The following is a 15,890-nucleotide window of genomic DNA, read 5'->3' as shown; positions in this document are numbered from 1 at the left end:
GACCACCTGATTGCGAGGACGCCGATCCCCAAACCCAAGAGGAGACTGTCGCGCCCCCTCACGATCAGCGCTCGGCTTGCTTCTCGGAACCCCCGTCGGAGACCTTGGTGACATCACTCTGCCAAAGCCAGATAGCCAGCGCGCCGGATCGTCCACGGATCTGTGTGTCCACGGGTCCTCTCAGCGCGCCGGATTTGAACAACGCGCAGTCGCGACCGGCGACTTCAAGCATTTTGTCGCTCACCGCGACTTCGGCATTCTGGTCGGCTGCGATCTCCATCAGGCGACTGGCAACGTTGACTGTGTCACCCGTGGCCGCGATGTGCTGACGGCCTTCGCCGCCGAGCCGGGAGGCGACGATCGTTCCGTGATGCGCTCCGATCTTGAAGCCGAGCCGGGATGCGGTCGCTGCCGGCAACGCGGCGAGCCAGTCGCTGGTGCGGCCGGCGAGCCCGACACAACAGCGGGCAGCATTGAAGGCGTCATCCGGCGCAGGCTCGGGCAGGCCGAAAAGGATCATGGCGCCGTCACCCATGAAACTAGTGACGACGCCACCGCAGTCTGTCACTTCTTCGTCCACCAGCGCATGGAACGCGTTCAACAGTTCGCGTGTGGCGCTTGCTCCCAATGTCTCACTCAGTCCGGTGAAACCGGACAGGTCGATGAACAGGATGGCGGCGTCTGCCCGCACCGGTTGCACGAGGAAGTCGCCATGCCCGGCGAGCCATTCCCCCAGCCCCGGGGCTTCGACGCGTTGCAGCAACTCACTCTGAGTGGCGAAATATTGCGCCCGGTTCCGGCCCAGCCAGAGTTGTGCGGCCCCGAACAGGAGTGCCGGCGGAACGGCGGCGGCCATCGGCAGCGCGGCGCTCAGCCAGATATGGTGTGAGAAGGCAGCCATGTTGACCACGAACCAGACCAGGACCACGCCGACGATAGCTGCGAGGCCGATGGCGTTTCGCCGCCAGGCCAGCAGCCCGACGAGCACCATCGGCAGCACCACGGCAAAGCCGGCATCGGCAAGGCGAACGGACCGGTCGCGCACGATGCCGTCGCCGGTCATCAGATGGGCGATTGCCGTCGACATCACTTCGACGCCCGGCAGCACGGGATCGAATGGTGTCGGGAACACATCGCCGGCGCCGGTTGCAGTCGCTCCGATCACGACAATCCGATCCCGGATGAGGCTGCTGTCGAGCTGGCCTTCCAGCACCGTCGCGGCGCTGATCGTGCGGATCGTGCCGCGCGGGCCATAGAATGTCAGCGGCAGGATGTGGCCGATGTCCGTCCGGATCCGCCTTCCGCCCAGCGATAGGTGATCGGGCGCGATTGCTGGATCCTCTCCCACTGCCGTGGCGGCAACACGCAGCGAGAAGGACGCTTCCAGCCGGTCAGCGGTCCGAAACAGCAACGGGACGAACCGGGGCGTTCCGGTCCGGTCGGTGACCACGTTGACGACGCCGACAGCGGCGACATCCGAGAACGCCTTCAGCGGCCACAGGAAACGCTCGGCATTCGGCACGCGGGCGAGGGGCCCTTCGGCGACTGCCCATTGCCTGCCTCCGGGGTAGACCGCCGCGGCAGCAATGACGCTTGCACTGCTGCCCAGCGAATGCGCGAGCGCCTCATCCTTGTCTTTTGCCCCGGGATCGACCAGCAGCAGGTCGAGCCCGATGGCCTTCGGCCCAAGGCGCGCTATCGTATCGACCATCCGGGCAAGCGTGGCGCGGCTGAGCGGATAGCTGCCCTCGTGGCGCACCGTTTCGTCGTCTATGGCGACGATGGTGATCAACTCCGGTGGCTTTGCCGGTCCTCGAACAAGTGTTCGAAGATCGGTCATCGTCGCTTCGACGCGATCGAGAAACGACAGATTGCCGCGCCAGTGGGCGAAACCCAGGCCGGCGCCCCAAAGACCCGCCAGAACGAGCGCGATCAGCGTCGAAAGCGCTCGACGGCTCATTGCAGCTCACTGACCCAGACGGGCCATCAATGCGGAAACGCGCTTGGCGGGCCAGCGCTTGATGGTCAATGCGCCTGTCCCTGCTTCGACGTCGACGCCTTCGCCCGGCCTGAGCACCACGCCGGCAGTGGACGCCGGCCTTTGCACGGCGACGCGACCTCTCAGCACGAAGACAGACGTTTTGCCCTGGCCAACGTCGACTGTCCATTTTGTGCCGCGCACCGCGGCGATGGCCTGCGGGGTGACGACCACGAAGCCACCCTTGGCCCCGCTGGCCGGAGCCTCGAGCAGCAGCGCCTTGCGCCGCAACCTGACCGCATCGGCATTGCCGTTTCCATCGCGGTCCACCAGCGTAAAACGAGCGCCATCCTCGACAATGATGGTAAGGCCCTCCTGGCATCGCAGAATCTGTCGAGACGTACCCGCCACCGGCTCGAACGTGCACCCTGCGTCCTGGGCGAGCGCGGTATCGACCCAGAACACACCGGCAAACAGGCCAGCCACCAGGCTGCGGAAATATCGGCCCCTTGCGGTCATGAACCCCTCCTTGCTTATGCGAAAATCGCGGCAGGAAAATCCTGGAACCGGCACTTGCAGCCATTGCCCTTGGGGTGCCGGCCGGCAATCCTAGCACGATAAGCTGCTCCGACACCAAAAGGCCACGCCGTCGGCCGGGATGCTGATATCGGCGAGACGGCAGGATGGCGAGGAACCCAGGTTCTGAGAAAGCCGCCCCCGCCATCGCGGACCGCAGACAACCTTCCCGGAACCGCGTATATTTCCGGGGTCGAGCCGGCCCTTTATGGCGTTTCGCAGCGCTCCCTGGCTGATTTCAACGCAAAATCCCACACTTTCGGCGGTTCTTACCACGCCGGCTACCACGCCCGCGCAAACGCCACCCCCCTATGAAGTGGCCCTCGGCGCACCAATGGACCAAGACGGCCGTGCGCTGAACAACCTGCCACCGCAAATCCACTGAGATAGCGGTTGGTGGGTTTGCCCAAAGGGGCATGAAATGACGGCCAATGCGGGTGCGGGGCACGGCGTATTGAGGCCGAATGTCAACTTTTAGAGATGGAGAATTGAAATGAAGAAGATCATTCTTACCACTGCCGCGTTCCTGTTTGCCTCCGGCATGGCTTTTGCCGGCAGCGACCACTATGGCTCGGGCTTCGTCCCTGGCGCCGATGCCTATCCGAGCACCGGCAACCATTCGATGTCGTCCGACAGCGGTTACACGGTCGACCTGGGCAGCACGGCGAGCATCGGCACTGCCGAGAGCGCAACGGGCGGGCATTCGATCCCCGCACCGGGCTATGGCCAGGGCATCTGGGGCCGCTGATAGGCGCTGATGACAAAGTCGGCCAGCACGGCCGACATGTGACTTCCAGGCGGCGGGCTTGCCCGCCGCCTGGAATTGTTTTCGCGGCCGGCGGAGCAAGATCCTCGCCGGTCTTGAACCGTGGCCGGAGTTCCTCTCCCCCGCTTCCGCGGGGGCGAGGAACCCAGGTTCTGCGAGCTCGGCCCTCCGGCGTCACTCGCTGGAAATAACCTTGCCGGGATTGAGCATATTGCTGGGATCAATCACGCCCTTGATGGCGCGCGCCATCGCCTGCTTCACCGGATCGGCGTAGCGCTCGTAGGCGTCTCGCTTTTCGATGCCGACGCCGTGCTCGGCCGAAAACGATCCGCCGCTTTCGCGCAGGTCCGCATAGAGCACGTCCTCGATCGCCTCATGCAGCGCATGCGAAACCGGTCCGTCGGTGTTGATCGAAATATGCAAATTGCCGTCGGCAAGATGGCCGAACACATAGGGCGCATAGGAAGCGTCGATGCGCTTGAGGCCGGCTTCGATGCGCGCGACATAGGCGTCTATGTCGCCGCCGGGCACCGACACGTCGAAGGACGGCGGCAAATGGTGCATGCGCTCGATCATCTCGGTCTCCTCGCGCAGCCGCCAGATGGTCGAGGCCTGGGCTTGCGAGCTGGCGACCAGCCCATCGATGATGCCGGCCTCCTCCCAGATCGCCGCCAGCCCGTCCTCCAGCGCTGATGTTGCGCCCTCGATGCTGTCGGCGCCGAGTTCCAGCACCAGCAGGCAAGGCGCGTCGAGCGGCAGCTGCCCGGGCGCGAAGCCGAGCATCCTGTTCATGGCGATGGCGAAGCGGTGCCACAGGATCTCGGCGGCGCGCAGGCTGGCGCCTGTGCTCCCGAGGAAATGACGCACGATGCGCTGCGCGCTGGCCGCAGCCGGCACGCCGACGAGCGCCGTGGCACTGGCGCCCGCCACCGGATCGAGCCTCAGGGCGACACGGGTGACGATGCCGAGCGTGCCCTCGGCGCCGATGAACAAATGTTTCAAATCATAGCCGGCGCTGGTCTTGAGCACGCGGGTCAGGTCGGAAAACACGCTTCCATCGGGCAGCACCGCTTCGAGGCCGAGCACCCGATGGCGCATCGTGCCATTGCGAAAGGCCATGATGCCGCCGGCATTGGTGGAAACCATGCCGCCGATGGTGCAGCTGCCGCGCGCGGCGAGATCAATGCCCGGATCGAGGCCCTGCGCCAGCGCTGCCTCCTGCAGCGTGCTGAGCGGCGTGCCTGCCTGCACGATCGCGACGCGCGCGAGCGGATCGATCTCCTCGACGCGGTTCATCGCTCCGAGGTCGCAAATGATCTGGCCGGGAACGGTGGAGGCCGCACCCGTGAGCCCGGTGCGCCCGCCCTGGGCGACGAGGCTCAGCCCATGCGCGGCACAAAACCCCACCAGCGCCACCACCTCGGCGATATCGGCGGGGCGCACAAGGGCGGAGGCGCCGAAATTGCGCTGGTCGAAGCCGGGATCGCGGCCGGCGAGCTCGGCCTGGTCCCAGACCTTGCCGGTCACCTTGCGCAGTTCGGTGATCAGTGTCGTGTCGTTCACGCGTTCAAGCTCCATCATAGCGCTGGCGCACCGCTATCACGCCCGGGCGACGCCGAACATGGATTTGCGCGCCTGGCGGGGCGGCGGTAATGCCGTGCCGGAAGGTGCCTATTGGTGCGTCCTATGGCAAGGTGCTGGAGGGACGGACTGGCTGCTGGCGCTGGCAAGGCAGGAGCGGTTTGCGTGCCGGCGGTGCGCGAGGGAGGTAGCCTACGGCTTGCTCGCCAGTGTCATGATCGCGACCGCCCGCGAGGTCCAACTCGCGCTGTGAGGGGTGGCGCGCACGATGCACCGCTGACGAATCGTCATGCCGCCCGGCGTCGGAACAAGTAGTATTTCCCGCCGGCGGGAACCACACTGCAGAAAATGGCCTGGTTGGCGTGATGGGTGGTTGTTGATCCAAAGAGGACGTTTGCTCGCCACAGCGAATTCGCACCCTAGTCCTACAAGGGGTGGATGTGAGCGATAGGCGGAGTACTGAATCAAAAGGTGCACCAATGGAACATAGCGCACCAAATGTCGAACACGACTAGCTGGCAGAAGGGCGGCTCAGGGGTAAAGGGGTGCCTTGACCTAGCTGGTCAAGGTCGCGATGCTGCGCTAGTGCTTGACGATGAAAATTTCCGATCTATCACCTAGTCAATTTGAAAACCTGACCTTCGATCTCCTTCAAGCTGCAGGCCTAAAAAGCCTAGTTTGGCGAACACCCGGTGCTGACGGCGGACGGGATATCGAAGGTGTATTCGAAGCCGCGGACTTTAGTAATTACTATCACCACCAGCGATGGTATATCGAGTGCAAATTATATAGCTACTCTTTAGATTGGCCAACTGTTTGGAAAAAAATTTCGTACGCTGATAGTCGTGGTGCTGATTTTTTACTGATTGTCACAAACTCAAACCCTTCTCCTGCGTGCGAGACTGAGATATCAAATTGGAATGCCAATAAGAATAGGCTAATAGTACGCGCGTGGCGTGGGTATGAATTGGATTACATTTTATCAAATTACCCAGCTGTGGCCGGAAAATACGGCCTAATTGGTAAATCTATTGATGCCGAACTAAGCCTTCAGGGTGTTATGCTAGAGGTCATGAAAACCGCCCAGGCCTCGCATGTGGCTCATCAGTTGGGTCAACCAGTTTCTACGCCATTGGAGGCCGGCGCCGCACTTGCAGAACTAGTCTCTGCGCGCCAAGATCAGCTACGAACATACGGAAGAATTGTTTCGTCAAAAACCATAGCTGCTCCTCCTGATTTCGACTGGCTCCGATGGACCGGACCTCTAGAAAACTGGGAAGAGGTCGGGATAAGGTCATTGTTGACCATGGTGCGGTACATCACCGGATCGGAGACTGTGGTCGCCCGTTCCGAAGGTGCTAGTGTCGAATTGGTTTTCCAGGAGGCCCGATTTCCTGTGACCCCAACAGGGGAGAAGACGCTCGCTGCTGTCGCTCTCTGGGCGAACATCGAGCTGACCAGTCTATCGAACGAAGGCGCGATGTTAAACAAACGCGGCTGACGAGTGGTAGGAGAAGATATTTGCCCCAACCTGTTGAACCTGAGAACAATCTCGACCTTACACTCTTAGCTAATTTCGTACATCAGGTGGTAAACCCGTTGAATGGCGTGGCCGGAACTCTAGATAATCTGGCAGAAGGTCTCATAAAGGGGGAGTCTCGGAAAGTACAGCGCCTAAATGCTGCCCGCGCGCAACTTGAGCAGTGCATAACGCTTATCCGGAACCTTTGTTCCTAGCCCAAGGCAGCGGGGGAGTTGCCAAAGACGATCGCCGCAAGATCGTGCTGCCGCAAGTCATAATCGAGTCGGCAATGTTCTTTCAAGAAGATGGAAGGTCGAAGGGAATTGAAATAAATCTAAGTGATCGGGCGACGCAAAATACGATAAGTGGTCATCCGGAATTGATTCGACAAGTTCTTATGAATATTTTCGACAATTTCATAAAGTATGGAAAAAGAAACAACGGTGTGGAGGTGGATCAGAGAATTCAAAAGTCAACTGGTATGGCCATCATTGAAATACGCGGGTTGTCGGAAATACCTTTAGACCAGTCCGATCTTAAAAAGATAGGGACGCTCGGATTTCGTGGTCAAAATGCCAAAAGAATTGTCGCGTCCGGAAGCGGTTTAGGGATTTACATATGTAAAAAGATTATCCAGGAGCAGGGCGGAAGCCTCTACATAGAAGCCGGCGCGTTAGGAAAAATGCTTTTCGTCATAAAGCTGCCAATCTGACAAGTATAGGATATCTTGATGGCAAAAACAACAAAATCTGACACAATTGTTTTGGTCGATGATGAAATCCATAATATGAGTTGGATGATAGACTATCTCGAGGCGGATGGTGTCAAGACTGTAATTGCTTCAAACGTGAATGACGCTCTTGTGGTTCTTGACAAAGAGATTTACCGAGCCGTCATCGTAGACTTAAATATCCCGGTCCTCGAGCCGATCGTTGGCAGCGTCACCGCGAAAGGCGATGTGTACGGAAGATATCCAGGGCTCTACGTTGCTTACTACGCGCGAAACAAGGGACATCGTGGCAAGCAGGTGGTTATCTATTCGGTACATCGCGACGCAGCGGTCTCAGAGGAAGCCGCAAGGATTGGATGTACGTATATTATTAAGGGTCGTCCAAAGGAGATAAAGCGAGAGCTTGAAGAGGTCTTGAGCTTTGATCCGACAACCCCTGTCTGTGACTAATAAAGCCCCAAATTGCGCGTGGCAGACTTTCGAATTCCTGCGACAGGCTGTCAGCCCTCCCGACGCACGCAAACACCCCCTCGCATTAACCTTTCGTTAACCATGCCCGGCCTAGCGTTTACCTATCAGTAAGGAATCGCTGTCCGTGACCTTCGCCGCTCCCGTCGAGACCAAATCCATTCGCTTTCGCGCCCGCTCCTTCGTCGCCTTCACGCTGACGCCGGAGGCGCCTTTGGACGTTTGGCTGGAGAGCCTCGATCGCTGGATCGGCAACTCGCCGGGTTATTTCGCCGGCCGCCCGGTGCTGCTTGATCTCAACACCTTGAAGCCCGATGTCGGCGAGATCGAATCGCTGGTCGGCGTGCTTGGCCGGCGCGGCATCCGCATCTATGCCGTCGAGCTTGACGGCCATGCAGAACTCGGGGCCAATTTGCCGCCGGTGCTCGTCGGCGCCAAGGAGGCGACCACTGACGGCCTGCTGGTGCAGCCCGGCCGCAAGGCCGCCGTCGAAGAGACGGGCAAGGCGGAAGTGGGCAAGCCGCAAGAGCCGCTCGCCACGTTGATGATCAAGGCGCCGATCCGCTCGGGGCAGGCGGTCTATCATCCGCATGGCGATGTCATCGTGCTCGGCTCCGTCGCCTCCGGTTCGGAGATTATCGCCGCCGGCTCCATCCACGTCTACGGCACGCTGCGCGGGCGTGCCTCGGCCGGCGCGCTCGGCAATGCCGCGGCGCGCGTCTTCTGCCGCAAGAACGAGGCCGAGCTGCTGTCGGTCGACGGCTGGTATTGCACCTCTGAGGAGATGGAACCGTCCTCGCGTGGCAAGGCGGTCCAGGCCTTTCTCGACAATGGCGCGCTGCGCATCGCCCCATTCAACTGACAAAAAGTTCACCTGACATCTGACGACAAACTGACAATCCGGCAATGCAACGAACAGTAATGGAGGCGTTTTCATGGGCAAGGTAGTGGTGGTCACCTCGGGCAAGGGGGGCGTCGGCAAGACGACCTCGACGGCGGCCCTGGGTGCTGCGGTCGCCAAGACCGGCAAGAAGGTGGCCCTCGTCGACTTCGACGTTGGCCTGCGCAATCTCGACCTGATCATGGGCGCCGAGCGCCGCGTGGTGTTCGACCTGGTCAACGTCATCCAGGGCTCGGCAAAACTCTCGCAGGCGCTGATCCGCGACAAGCGGGTCGAAACGCTGTTCCTGCTGCCGGCCTCGCAGACGCGCGACAAGGATGCGCTGACCGAGGAAGGCGTCGGCGAGGTCATCGACAAGCTGCGCTCGGTGTTCGACTACGTCTTCTGCGACAGCCCGGCCGGCATCGAGCGCGGCGCCCAGTTGGCCATGCGCTTTGCCGACGAGGCGGTCATCGTCACCAACCCGGAAGTGAGCTCGGTGCGCGATTCCGATCGCATCATCGGCCTGCTCGACGCCCGCACCATGAAGGCCGAGAAGGGCGAGCAGATCGCCAAGCATGTGCTGGTCACGCGCTACGATGCAGCGCGCGCCGCACGCGGCGAAATGCTCTCGATCGACGACGTGCTGGAAATCCTGTCGACGCCACTGCTCGGCATCATTCCCGAAAGCCAGGATGTGCTGCGCGCCTCCAACCTGGGTTCGCCGGTGACGCTCTCGGATCCGCTGAATTCCGCGGCCAAGGCCTATATCGACGCCGCCAGGCGGCTTCAGGGCGAGGACCTGCCGGTCGTCGTGCCCTTCGAACGCAAGGGCTTCCTCGACCGGCTGTTGGGAAGGAGGGCGGCATGAACCTGCTCGACCTCTTCAAGCGGCGCTCCAGCGCGCCGGTGGCGCGCGAGCGGCTGCAGGTGCTGCTCGCCTATGAGCGCCGCAACCGCAGCCAGCCCGACCTCGTCTCCATCCTGCGCGAGGAGATCATGGCGGTGATTGCCCGCCATGTGCAGATCGACCAGGATTATCTGCAGGTCTCGATGGATCGCGGCGAGACCATGTCGACGCTGGAAATCGACATCCAGATCCCCAACAAGAGCCCGATGCCGCTGGCGATGGCGGGCTAGGACCCGGTTCCTCGCCCCCGCAAAGCGGGGGAGAGGTGGCCGCGAAGCGGCCGGAGAGGGGGGCGGCGCCAGCACCCCCGCCCGGACCTGCGGTCCGACCTCCCCACAAGGGGTGGTGGGGAGCCCAGTCTATCCACGCTTCGACGCCGCCGGACCTTTTGACGCCGGCGGGACAGCACCCCCTCTGTCCTGCCGGACATCTCCCCCGCAAGGGGGGAGATTGGCAGCTTCTGTGGCGACACTCTCCTTGCAAACGTCGGCGATTAGCGAAACCAATGGCGACATCCGATCTCCCCCCTTGCGGGGGAGATGTCCGGCAGGACAGAGGGGGGTGGGACGGATCGCGGCGCTGCTGTTTTCAGCCGGCGACTTCTCCAACGCCCCAACACCCCGGCCCACGCCGTTAGCAGGTTAATAAGCATTTGGTAATAAACACAGGAGATGAACCGCAGGCTCGATCCGGCGTGTAAGATGCCGTCGTTCGCAACGAATCGGTAACATGCGCATCAAGAGCCAGATCATTCTCTCCATGGTGGCCGCCGCGGCCTTGATCGGGCTGGTGGGCGGCGTTGGCATTTTTACGCAGATCGCCGCGACCCAGTCGCTGGGATTGACCGAGGCGACCAACGTCGCGCGCGAACTGGCCGACACCATCGTCTTCAAATCATCCGATGGTTCGCCTTCGCTGCTCGAGCGCCCCGACGCGCTGCGCGAATTTCTCGAGCATCAGCACCATCGCTCGCGCAGGGATTTCCTGATCGTCGACCGCAACAGGGTCCTCCTGGCCCATGCTGCCGACGAGGAACACAAGGTCGGCGACAAGTTCGATCACGACCGCGGCGACGAAGTCGGCAAGACTTTGGCCGATGGTGTCCCGCGCAAATTTACCGATCCTGACGAAGGCATCGACATACTGGCCGTGCCGATCGAACATCCCGAGGATACGATCATCGGCGCCGTGCTGCTGGAATACGATCCCCTGCTGCGCGCCGCCGAGCAGCGCACCAACAACATGCTTTGGCTGGTTGGCCTCAGCGCGGCAGCCGCCGTGCTGGTTGCGGCAGGCTTCGCCTGGCTGCTGCTGCGCCGTTTCAACGCCGGCCTTGCAGACATGACCGGAGGCATGGAAGCGCTGGCCAAGGGCAATGCCATGACCCGCATCGATCACACCCGCAAGGATGAGTTCGGGCAGCTGGCGCAGGGCTTCAACACGATGGCGGCCGAGCTTCAGTCCGCGCGGGCCCATATCGAGGATATCGTCGAGACGGCGGCCGAAGGCATTGCCGTCCTCGACAGCGATGGCCGCATTGCCAGCGTCAATCCGGCGGCGACGGCCATGATCGGTCGGCGCGCCGACAAGATCGTCGGGCAGGCGTGGGATGCGGTCATGACCATGCATGATCCCAAAGGCGGCGCGTTCGCCGTCGGCACGTCTCCCGTCGAGCGGGCCTTGACCACGGGCCGCCAGCACCAGAGCGAAGTGCGCCTGACCAAGGCGGATGGCTCGCACGTGCCGATGATTGCCAGTTGCAGTCCGCTGAGCCGGTCCGACGGAGGTCTGGTGCTGACGCTCAACGACATCAGCGAACTGCGCCGCGCCGAAGGGGTCGTGAGCGAGCGTGCCGATCAATTGGCACTGCTTAACCTTGCTTTGCACGAGAAGTCGGAAACCACGAGCCGTCTGGTCAAGCTTGGCGAACTGCTGCAGGCCTGCGTGACCTTCCCCGAAGCGTTTTCAGTGGTTGGCACCGCCATGGCCGAGTTCCTCGGCGGCTTGAGCGGAACCGTCCACCTGACCAGCGCGTCGCGCAATCTGGTGGAGGAGGTGGCGCATTGGGGCGCCGTGCGCTCGAGCGCCACGCAATTTGCGCCGGAAGATTGCTGGGCGTTGCGGCGCGGGCAGGAGCATGTCGCCGGCCCGGGCATGCTGTCGCCGCGCTGCGCCCACATCAACGAGAATGGCGGCAAGGGCTATGTCTGCATGCCGCTGGCGGCGCAGGGCGAAACGCTGGGCATCCTGCATCTGTGCGAGCCCAATGCCGCCGAGAAGCCGCAATGGCTGGCTGAACGGCAGCAGATCCTGCGCGGCGTCGTCGACACGCTGGCGCTGGCGCTCGCCAATCTGCGCCTGCGCGAGACGCTGCGGCAGCAATCGATCCGCGATCCCAACACCGGCCTCTTCAACCGGCGCTATCTCGAGGAGACCAGCAGCCGTGAACTGCGCCGGATGGAGCGCTCGGGTCAACCGCTGGTGATCATGATGCTCGACGTCGATCATTTCAAACAGTTCAACGACACGTTCGGCCACGAGGCCGGCGACCTGGTCCTGAAGCAGGTCGCCGCCACCTTGATCGAGCATGCCAGGGACAGCGATGTCGTGTCGCGCTACGGCGGTGAGGAGTTCGCCATCGTATTGCCGGGATGCTCGCTCGAGGAAGGCGCCGAGCGGGCCGAAGCGCTGCGGCAGGCCATCCGGCAGCTTCACCTGACGCATCGCGGCCGCACGCTGGGCACCATTACCGTCTCGTTCGGGGTCGCCGCTTTCCCCGAGCATGGCGCGGGCTGGGCCGAGCTCACCAATGCCGCCGATCACGCGCTCTACGAGGCCAAGGGCGAGGGCCGAGACCGGGTCCTCGTCGCGCGCAGCCACGCCCCCGGCGAGCGGCAAATCCAGTTGGTACCAGTGCCGAAAAAGTAGAGACGCTTGCGGGCAGGGCAAGCGTTCCGCTGATCGCCGGTTCGGAAAAGATCACGTTTGAACAAGAAGATAGAACCGCATCTTGATTCAATTGGTGCAAGTTCTGGATAGCTCGCCCTCCTGATCTGTTTTGCGGCATTCCCTGGCTGTTCGATCCCCCCGAAGGTGGCTCCGGGCAAGGTCAGGACCGTCGTCCCGTTCCTCTGCGACGGCTTTGCGGATGCGATGTTCAGGGTGTGAGGCTGACACGAAAAACCATATTGCCATCATGAGCTTGAAGGTCGGCCGCAGACCCGGTCGGCGTTTGGTGATGGCGGGCAGGGTGCATCGCTGATACTGATGACCCCCCATGCACAGCACAGGCCCCAGATGACATTGGATCCAGAGAAGGCCGAGGCGGTCGAGCAACTGCTCGATACACCTGACCTTGCCACCGCGCTGGAAAGCGAACAGTTCAAGAGATTCCTCGACCAGGTGCCGATCGCCATTGCGGTTTCAGACCTGAACGCGAACGAACGTGTCGTCTATGCCAATCCGGAATTCGAGAAGCTGTCGGAGCTGAAGGCAGCCAGGCTTACCCGCGAAAACTGGGCGGCCCTTTCAGGCACGGGCCTCCACCAAAACAAGGACCGGCCGCTGGCCGAGGCCGTTGTCGAGGAGACCGATTTTGTTGGCACCTTCCGTCTGGAGCGCGACGACAAGCCGGCGATCGTCGACGTTTACTCCAATGTCATCGAGGACGACAACGGCAAGGTCTGCTTCCGGCTGGTGGCGCTGGTCGACGTATCGGCTCATGGCGAGACGGAGGATGCGCGGTCTGTGGAGGAGCGCGTCCGCGAGAAAGACACGCTGCTGCGCGAACTGCAGCACCGGGTGAAAAACAATTTGCAGATGATCACCGCGCTGATCCGCCTGGAAACCCGCAACGCAACAGAACCGGATCAGAAGCGCTTCGAGAGGCTCGCAGGCCGTGTCGACGCGCTGGCGATCCTCTACCAGACGCTGTCGGCCGACGAGCAGAAGGACGAGGTCGATCTCGGCGTCTATCTCAGCCAGATCGCGTCCGCGGTGATGGCCTCGCATGCGGTTGAAGGCATTCGCCTCGACATGAAGGTGGATACCTATCCGGTCTCGATCAACGTCGCCATGCCGACCGGGCTGGTCGTGAACGAACTGCTGACCAATGCGCTCAAACATGCCTTCCAGGGGCGCGAGGGCGGCACGATAACGCTGCACAGCATCGTCGATGGCGACGGCTGCCGGGTCATCGTTGCGGATGACGGGATCGGCCTGCCGGAAGGCCAGACATGGCCCAAGGCCGGCAAGCTCGGCGCGCTCATCGCGCGCTCGCTGACCGAGAACGCCAAGGCGCATTTCGACGTCAATTCCAGCGCCAGCGAAGGAACGAAGGTCACGATCGTCTTCAAGCGATCGGTTGCCGCCGCCTAGGTCAGACCTTCGCGCAGTCCTGCACCGCCTTTCCGGATGTAACGTCCAGCGCGCGATGGCTGCAGGTCACGCTCCTCACCCGCGTCTCCGGCCGGATCGTTGCTGCGATCACTGACGATCCATCATCTCGCCCGGCCGCCATTCCCGTTACATGCAAGGATTCTTAAATAAGCATTTGCTTTTTTACTTTATCGATTCAAATATTGCTCATCGAATACAGTCGAAGGTAGTTCATATATTTCCGAGTTTAGTGGTGTCGGGAAGTCGAATTTTGAAGCAACGTTTTCTGATCTTGTAATAGGAGCACTCAGTCTATCCTCGGCTTTTGCAACTATGTGTGGCATTTTCGTCATACCGGACTCGCGCGACCGCATGCTACCACGACAGAATTGTCGGGGGACATCATGAGATATTTTAGCAGAATTGCGCTGGCCGCTGCATTGCTGATGTCAGCTGCCTGTCCTGTCACAGCTGGCGACTGGTCGGGCGTCTATGTCGGTGGCGGCGTATCCCTGCGGGAAAACACCGTCGCTTTTCCCAACGGTATCGACCGCATGACAATGGTCGACACCACCCCGCCGAGCCTCGGGAACTTCGAGCAGGTCCCTGACCTCGATCACGTCGGCAACACCATCGGCGGCCATGTGCTGGCCGGCTATTTGTTCCAGAAGGGCCGGTTCGTGTTCGGCGCCGAGGCCGACTACGAGTTCGGGCCGTCCTTCTCCGCCGGCCGCACCCCCGGCATCCCGGCTTGCGGCAATACGCCCGTCTTCACGCCAGGCAATTTCGGCTGCGTCGGTCTCAGCACCTTCTTCGACGATGTCGAGACGCTGGGCCATGTCCGCGGCCTGCTCGGCGTTGAGGTGACGCCGACGGTGCTGGCTTTCGCGACTGGCGGCCTCGCCATCGGCAAGAGCCCGGAGGTGATCGGCGCCAGCGCCGGCGGTTTCGTCCTCGACTCGCCGAGCGCACCGCTTGTCGGCGCTGCGACCGTCCAGAGGTCCAACATGGGCGAGACCATCTATGGTTTCACCGTCGGCGGCGGCCTGCAGGTCAAGGTCGGCCACGGGCTGATGCTGCGCGGCGAATATCTCTACGACAGATACCAGGGCCAGGACATTGCAGTTGGCGGCGCCGGCTTCGGCGGCACCATCGGCGAGGTGACGACCAACGCCTTCACCAGCCCGGGCAATCGCGTCGACTATTCCAGCCACACCGTGCGGCTTTCCGCCATCTACCAATTCGCCGAGGAGCAGCCGGCCGAAATGCCGGCCTATCTCATGAGCGACTGGTCGGGCGTCTATTTCGGCGGCGGCCTGTCGATGAACCGCCAGAAGGTCGGCTTTCCCAACGCCACCAACCAACTCCATATGCAAAACAACGTCACCGGCGGCTCGCTCGATGTCAGGCCCTCCAACGAATATGAGGGCGATTCGACGGGCGGCCACCTCGTCGCCGGCTATGCCCATCAATGGGGACGCATCGTGCTCGGCGTCGAGGGCGACCTCGAATTCAAGAACGGCTTCAGCCGCCCACGCGATATCGGCGGCCCGGAATGCCTGACCCCGCTGATCAATTTTGTCGAGCTCGGCTCCGGGCATGCCGAGTGCATCGGCACCAAGCTGTACTTCGACGAGGTCAAGACGCTGGGCCATGTCAGGATGACGGCTGGCTACGAGATCTCGCCGGCGCTGCTCGGCTTCGTCTCCGGCGGCCTTGCCGTCGGCAAGAGCCCCGATCTCTATGGCGCCAGCATTTTCGGCGTCGTCGTCGACTCGCCAAGCACGCCGCTGGCCGGCGCCGCGAGCGTCCAGAGGTCCGGTCTCTCGGAGACCATCTATGGATTTTCGATCGGCGGCGGCGTCGAGCTCAAGGCCAGCGAGCATCTGAGGTTGCGCACCGAATATCTCTATGACCAGTACAAGTCGATCGATATCGCCGTCGGCGGCGCCGGTTTCGGCGGCACCATCGGCGACATCACCACCAACGCCTTCGTCAGTCCCGGCAGCAAGGTCGACCTGTCCAACCAGACCGTTCGCCTGACCGCGATCTACCAGTTCTGAGGACGGCGCGGCCGGGCTGAGACGGCGGCTGCGATCACC

14 protein-coding genes are annotated in these 15,890 nt (G+C 62.1%); 11 read left to right on the top strand and 3 right to left on the bottom strand.

Features of this window, described 5'->3' with window-relative positions; all coding sequences use genetic code 11:
* Positions 1–64 precede the first annotated feature (64 nt).
* Complete coding sequence (locus LHFGNBLO_RS28440) at positions 65–1,960, bottom strand: CHASE2 domain-containing protein (protein WP_258602596.1); 1,896 nt, start codon at positions 1,958–1,960, stop codon at positions 65–67.
* A gap of 6 nt (positions 1,961–1,966) precedes the next feature.
* Positions 1,967–2,497, bottom strand: coding sequence for a FecR family protein (locus LHFGNBLO_RS28435; RefSeq protein ID WP_258602595.1), 531 nt, complete (start codon positions 2,495–2,497; stop codon positions 1,967–1,969).
* Between the two features lie 550 nt (positions 2,498–3,047).
* On the opposite strand from LHFGNBLO_RS28435, the gene LHFGNBLO_RS28430 reads away from it, so the two are divergent.
* On the top strand, positions 3,048–3,302 hold the full coding sequence (locus tag LHFGNBLO_RS28430) for a DUF680 domain-containing protein (RefSeq protein WP_258602594.1): 255 nt from the start codon (positions 3,048–3,050) through the stop codon (positions 3,300–3,302).
* A gap of 192 nt (positions 3,303–3,494) precedes the next feature.
* On the opposite strand, the gene LHFGNBLO_RS28425 is transcribed toward LHFGNBLO_RS28430, so the two are convergent.
* Complete coding sequence (locus tag LHFGNBLO_RS28425; protein ID WP_258602593.1) at positions 3,495–4,883, bottom strand: FAD-binding oxidoreductase; 1,389 nt, start codon at positions 4,881–4,883, stop codon at positions 3,495–3,497.
* Between LHFGNBLO_RS28425 and LHFGNBLO_RS28420 the strand changes: the two genes are divergently transcribed.
* The 10 genes from LHFGNBLO_RS28420 to LHFGNBLO_RS28375 all read left to right on the top strand — a co-directional run bounded on the left by LHFGNBLO_RS28420 (position 4,873) and on the right by LHFGNBLO_RS28375 (position 15,851).
* Positions 4,873–5,154: a hypothetical protein gene (locus LHFGNBLO_RS28420; RefSeq protein ID WP_258602592.1), complete on the top strand. Its 282-nt coding sequence runs from the start codon at positions 4,873–4,875 to the stop codon at positions 5,152–5,154. The two genes, LHFGNBLO_RS28425 and LHFGNBLO_RS28420, sit on opposite strands and share 11 nt — an antisense overlap.
* Positions 5,155–5,496: 342 nt before the next feature.
* On the top strand, positions 5,497–6,402 hold the full coding sequence (locus tag LHFGNBLO_RS28415; protein ID WP_258602591.1) for a restriction endonuclease: 906 nt from the start codon (positions 5,497–5,499) through the stop codon (positions 6,400–6,402).
* Positions 6,403–6,604: 202 nt separating this feature from the next.
* A complete protein-coding gene (locus LHFGNBLO_RS28410; protein WP_258602590.1) occupies positions 6,605–7,135 on the top strand; it encodes a sensor histidine kinase in 531 nt (176 codons plus the stop codon).
* A gap of 18 nt (positions 7,136–7,153) precedes the next feature.
* Positions 7,154–7,603 (top strand): hypothetical protein, encoded by a 450-nt coding sequence (locus tag LHFGNBLO_RS28405; RefSeq protein WP_258602589.1) that lies wholly within the window; start codon positions 7,154–7,156, stop codon positions 7,601–7,603.
* Positions 7,604–7,748: 145 nt separating this feature from the next.
* Positions 7,749–8,483 carry a septum site-determining protein MinC gene (minC, locus tag LHFGNBLO_RS28400; protein WP_258602588.1) on the top strand — a complete coding sequence of 245 codons (735 nt, stop codon included), beginning with the start codon at positions 7,749–7,751 and terminating at the stop codon, positions 8,481–8,483.
* 73 nt (positions 8,484–8,556) lie between these two features.
* Complete coding sequence (gene minD / locus LHFGNBLO_RS28395; RefSeq protein WP_258602587.1) at positions 8,557–9,372, top strand: septum site-determining protein MinD; 816 nt, start codon at positions 8,557–8,559, stop codon at positions 9,370–9,372.
* Positions 9,369–9,641 carry a cell division topological specificity factor MinE gene (gene minE / locus LHFGNBLO_RS28390; protein ID WP_258602586.1) on the top strand — a complete coding sequence of 91 codons (273 nt, stop codon included), beginning with the start codon at positions 9,369–9,371 and terminating at the stop codon, positions 9,639–9,641. Before minD ends, minE begins: the two co-directional genes overlap by 4 nt.
* Before the next feature lie 499 nt (positions 9,642–10,140).
* On the top strand, positions 10,141–12,339 hold the full coding sequence (locus tag LHFGNBLO_RS28385) for a diguanylate cyclase (protein WP_258602585.1): 2,199 nt from the start codon (positions 10,141–10,143) through the stop codon (positions 12,337–12,339).
* A 369-nt stretch (positions 12,340–12,708) separates the two neighbouring features.
* The gene (locus LHFGNBLO_RS28380) at positions 12,709–13,788 is read left to right on the top strand and encodes a histidine kinase dimerization/phosphoacceptor domain -containing protein (RefSeq protein WP_258602584.1); all 1,080 of its coding nucleotides are present in this window, start codon (positions 12,709–12,711) and stop codon (positions 13,786–13,788) included.
* 404 nt (positions 13,789–14,192) lie between these two features.
* Positions 14,193–15,851 carry an outer membrane protein gene (locus LHFGNBLO_RS28375; RefSeq protein ID WP_258602583.1) on the top strand — a complete coding sequence of 553 codons (1,659 nt, stop codon included), beginning with the start codon at positions 14,193–14,195 and terminating at the stop codon, positions 15,849–15,851.
* The last annotated feature ends 39 nt before the right edge of the window (positions 15,852–15,890 follow it).

Origin of the sequence: Mesorhizobium sp. AR10 (assembly GCF_024746795.1) — a bacterium.
In the GTDB taxonomy this organism is placed as follows: domain Bacteria; phylum Pseudomonadota; class Alphaproteobacteria; order Rhizobiales; family Rhizobiaceae; genus Mesorhizobium.
This window is presented reverse-complemented; position numbering and strand designations above follow the sequence as displayed.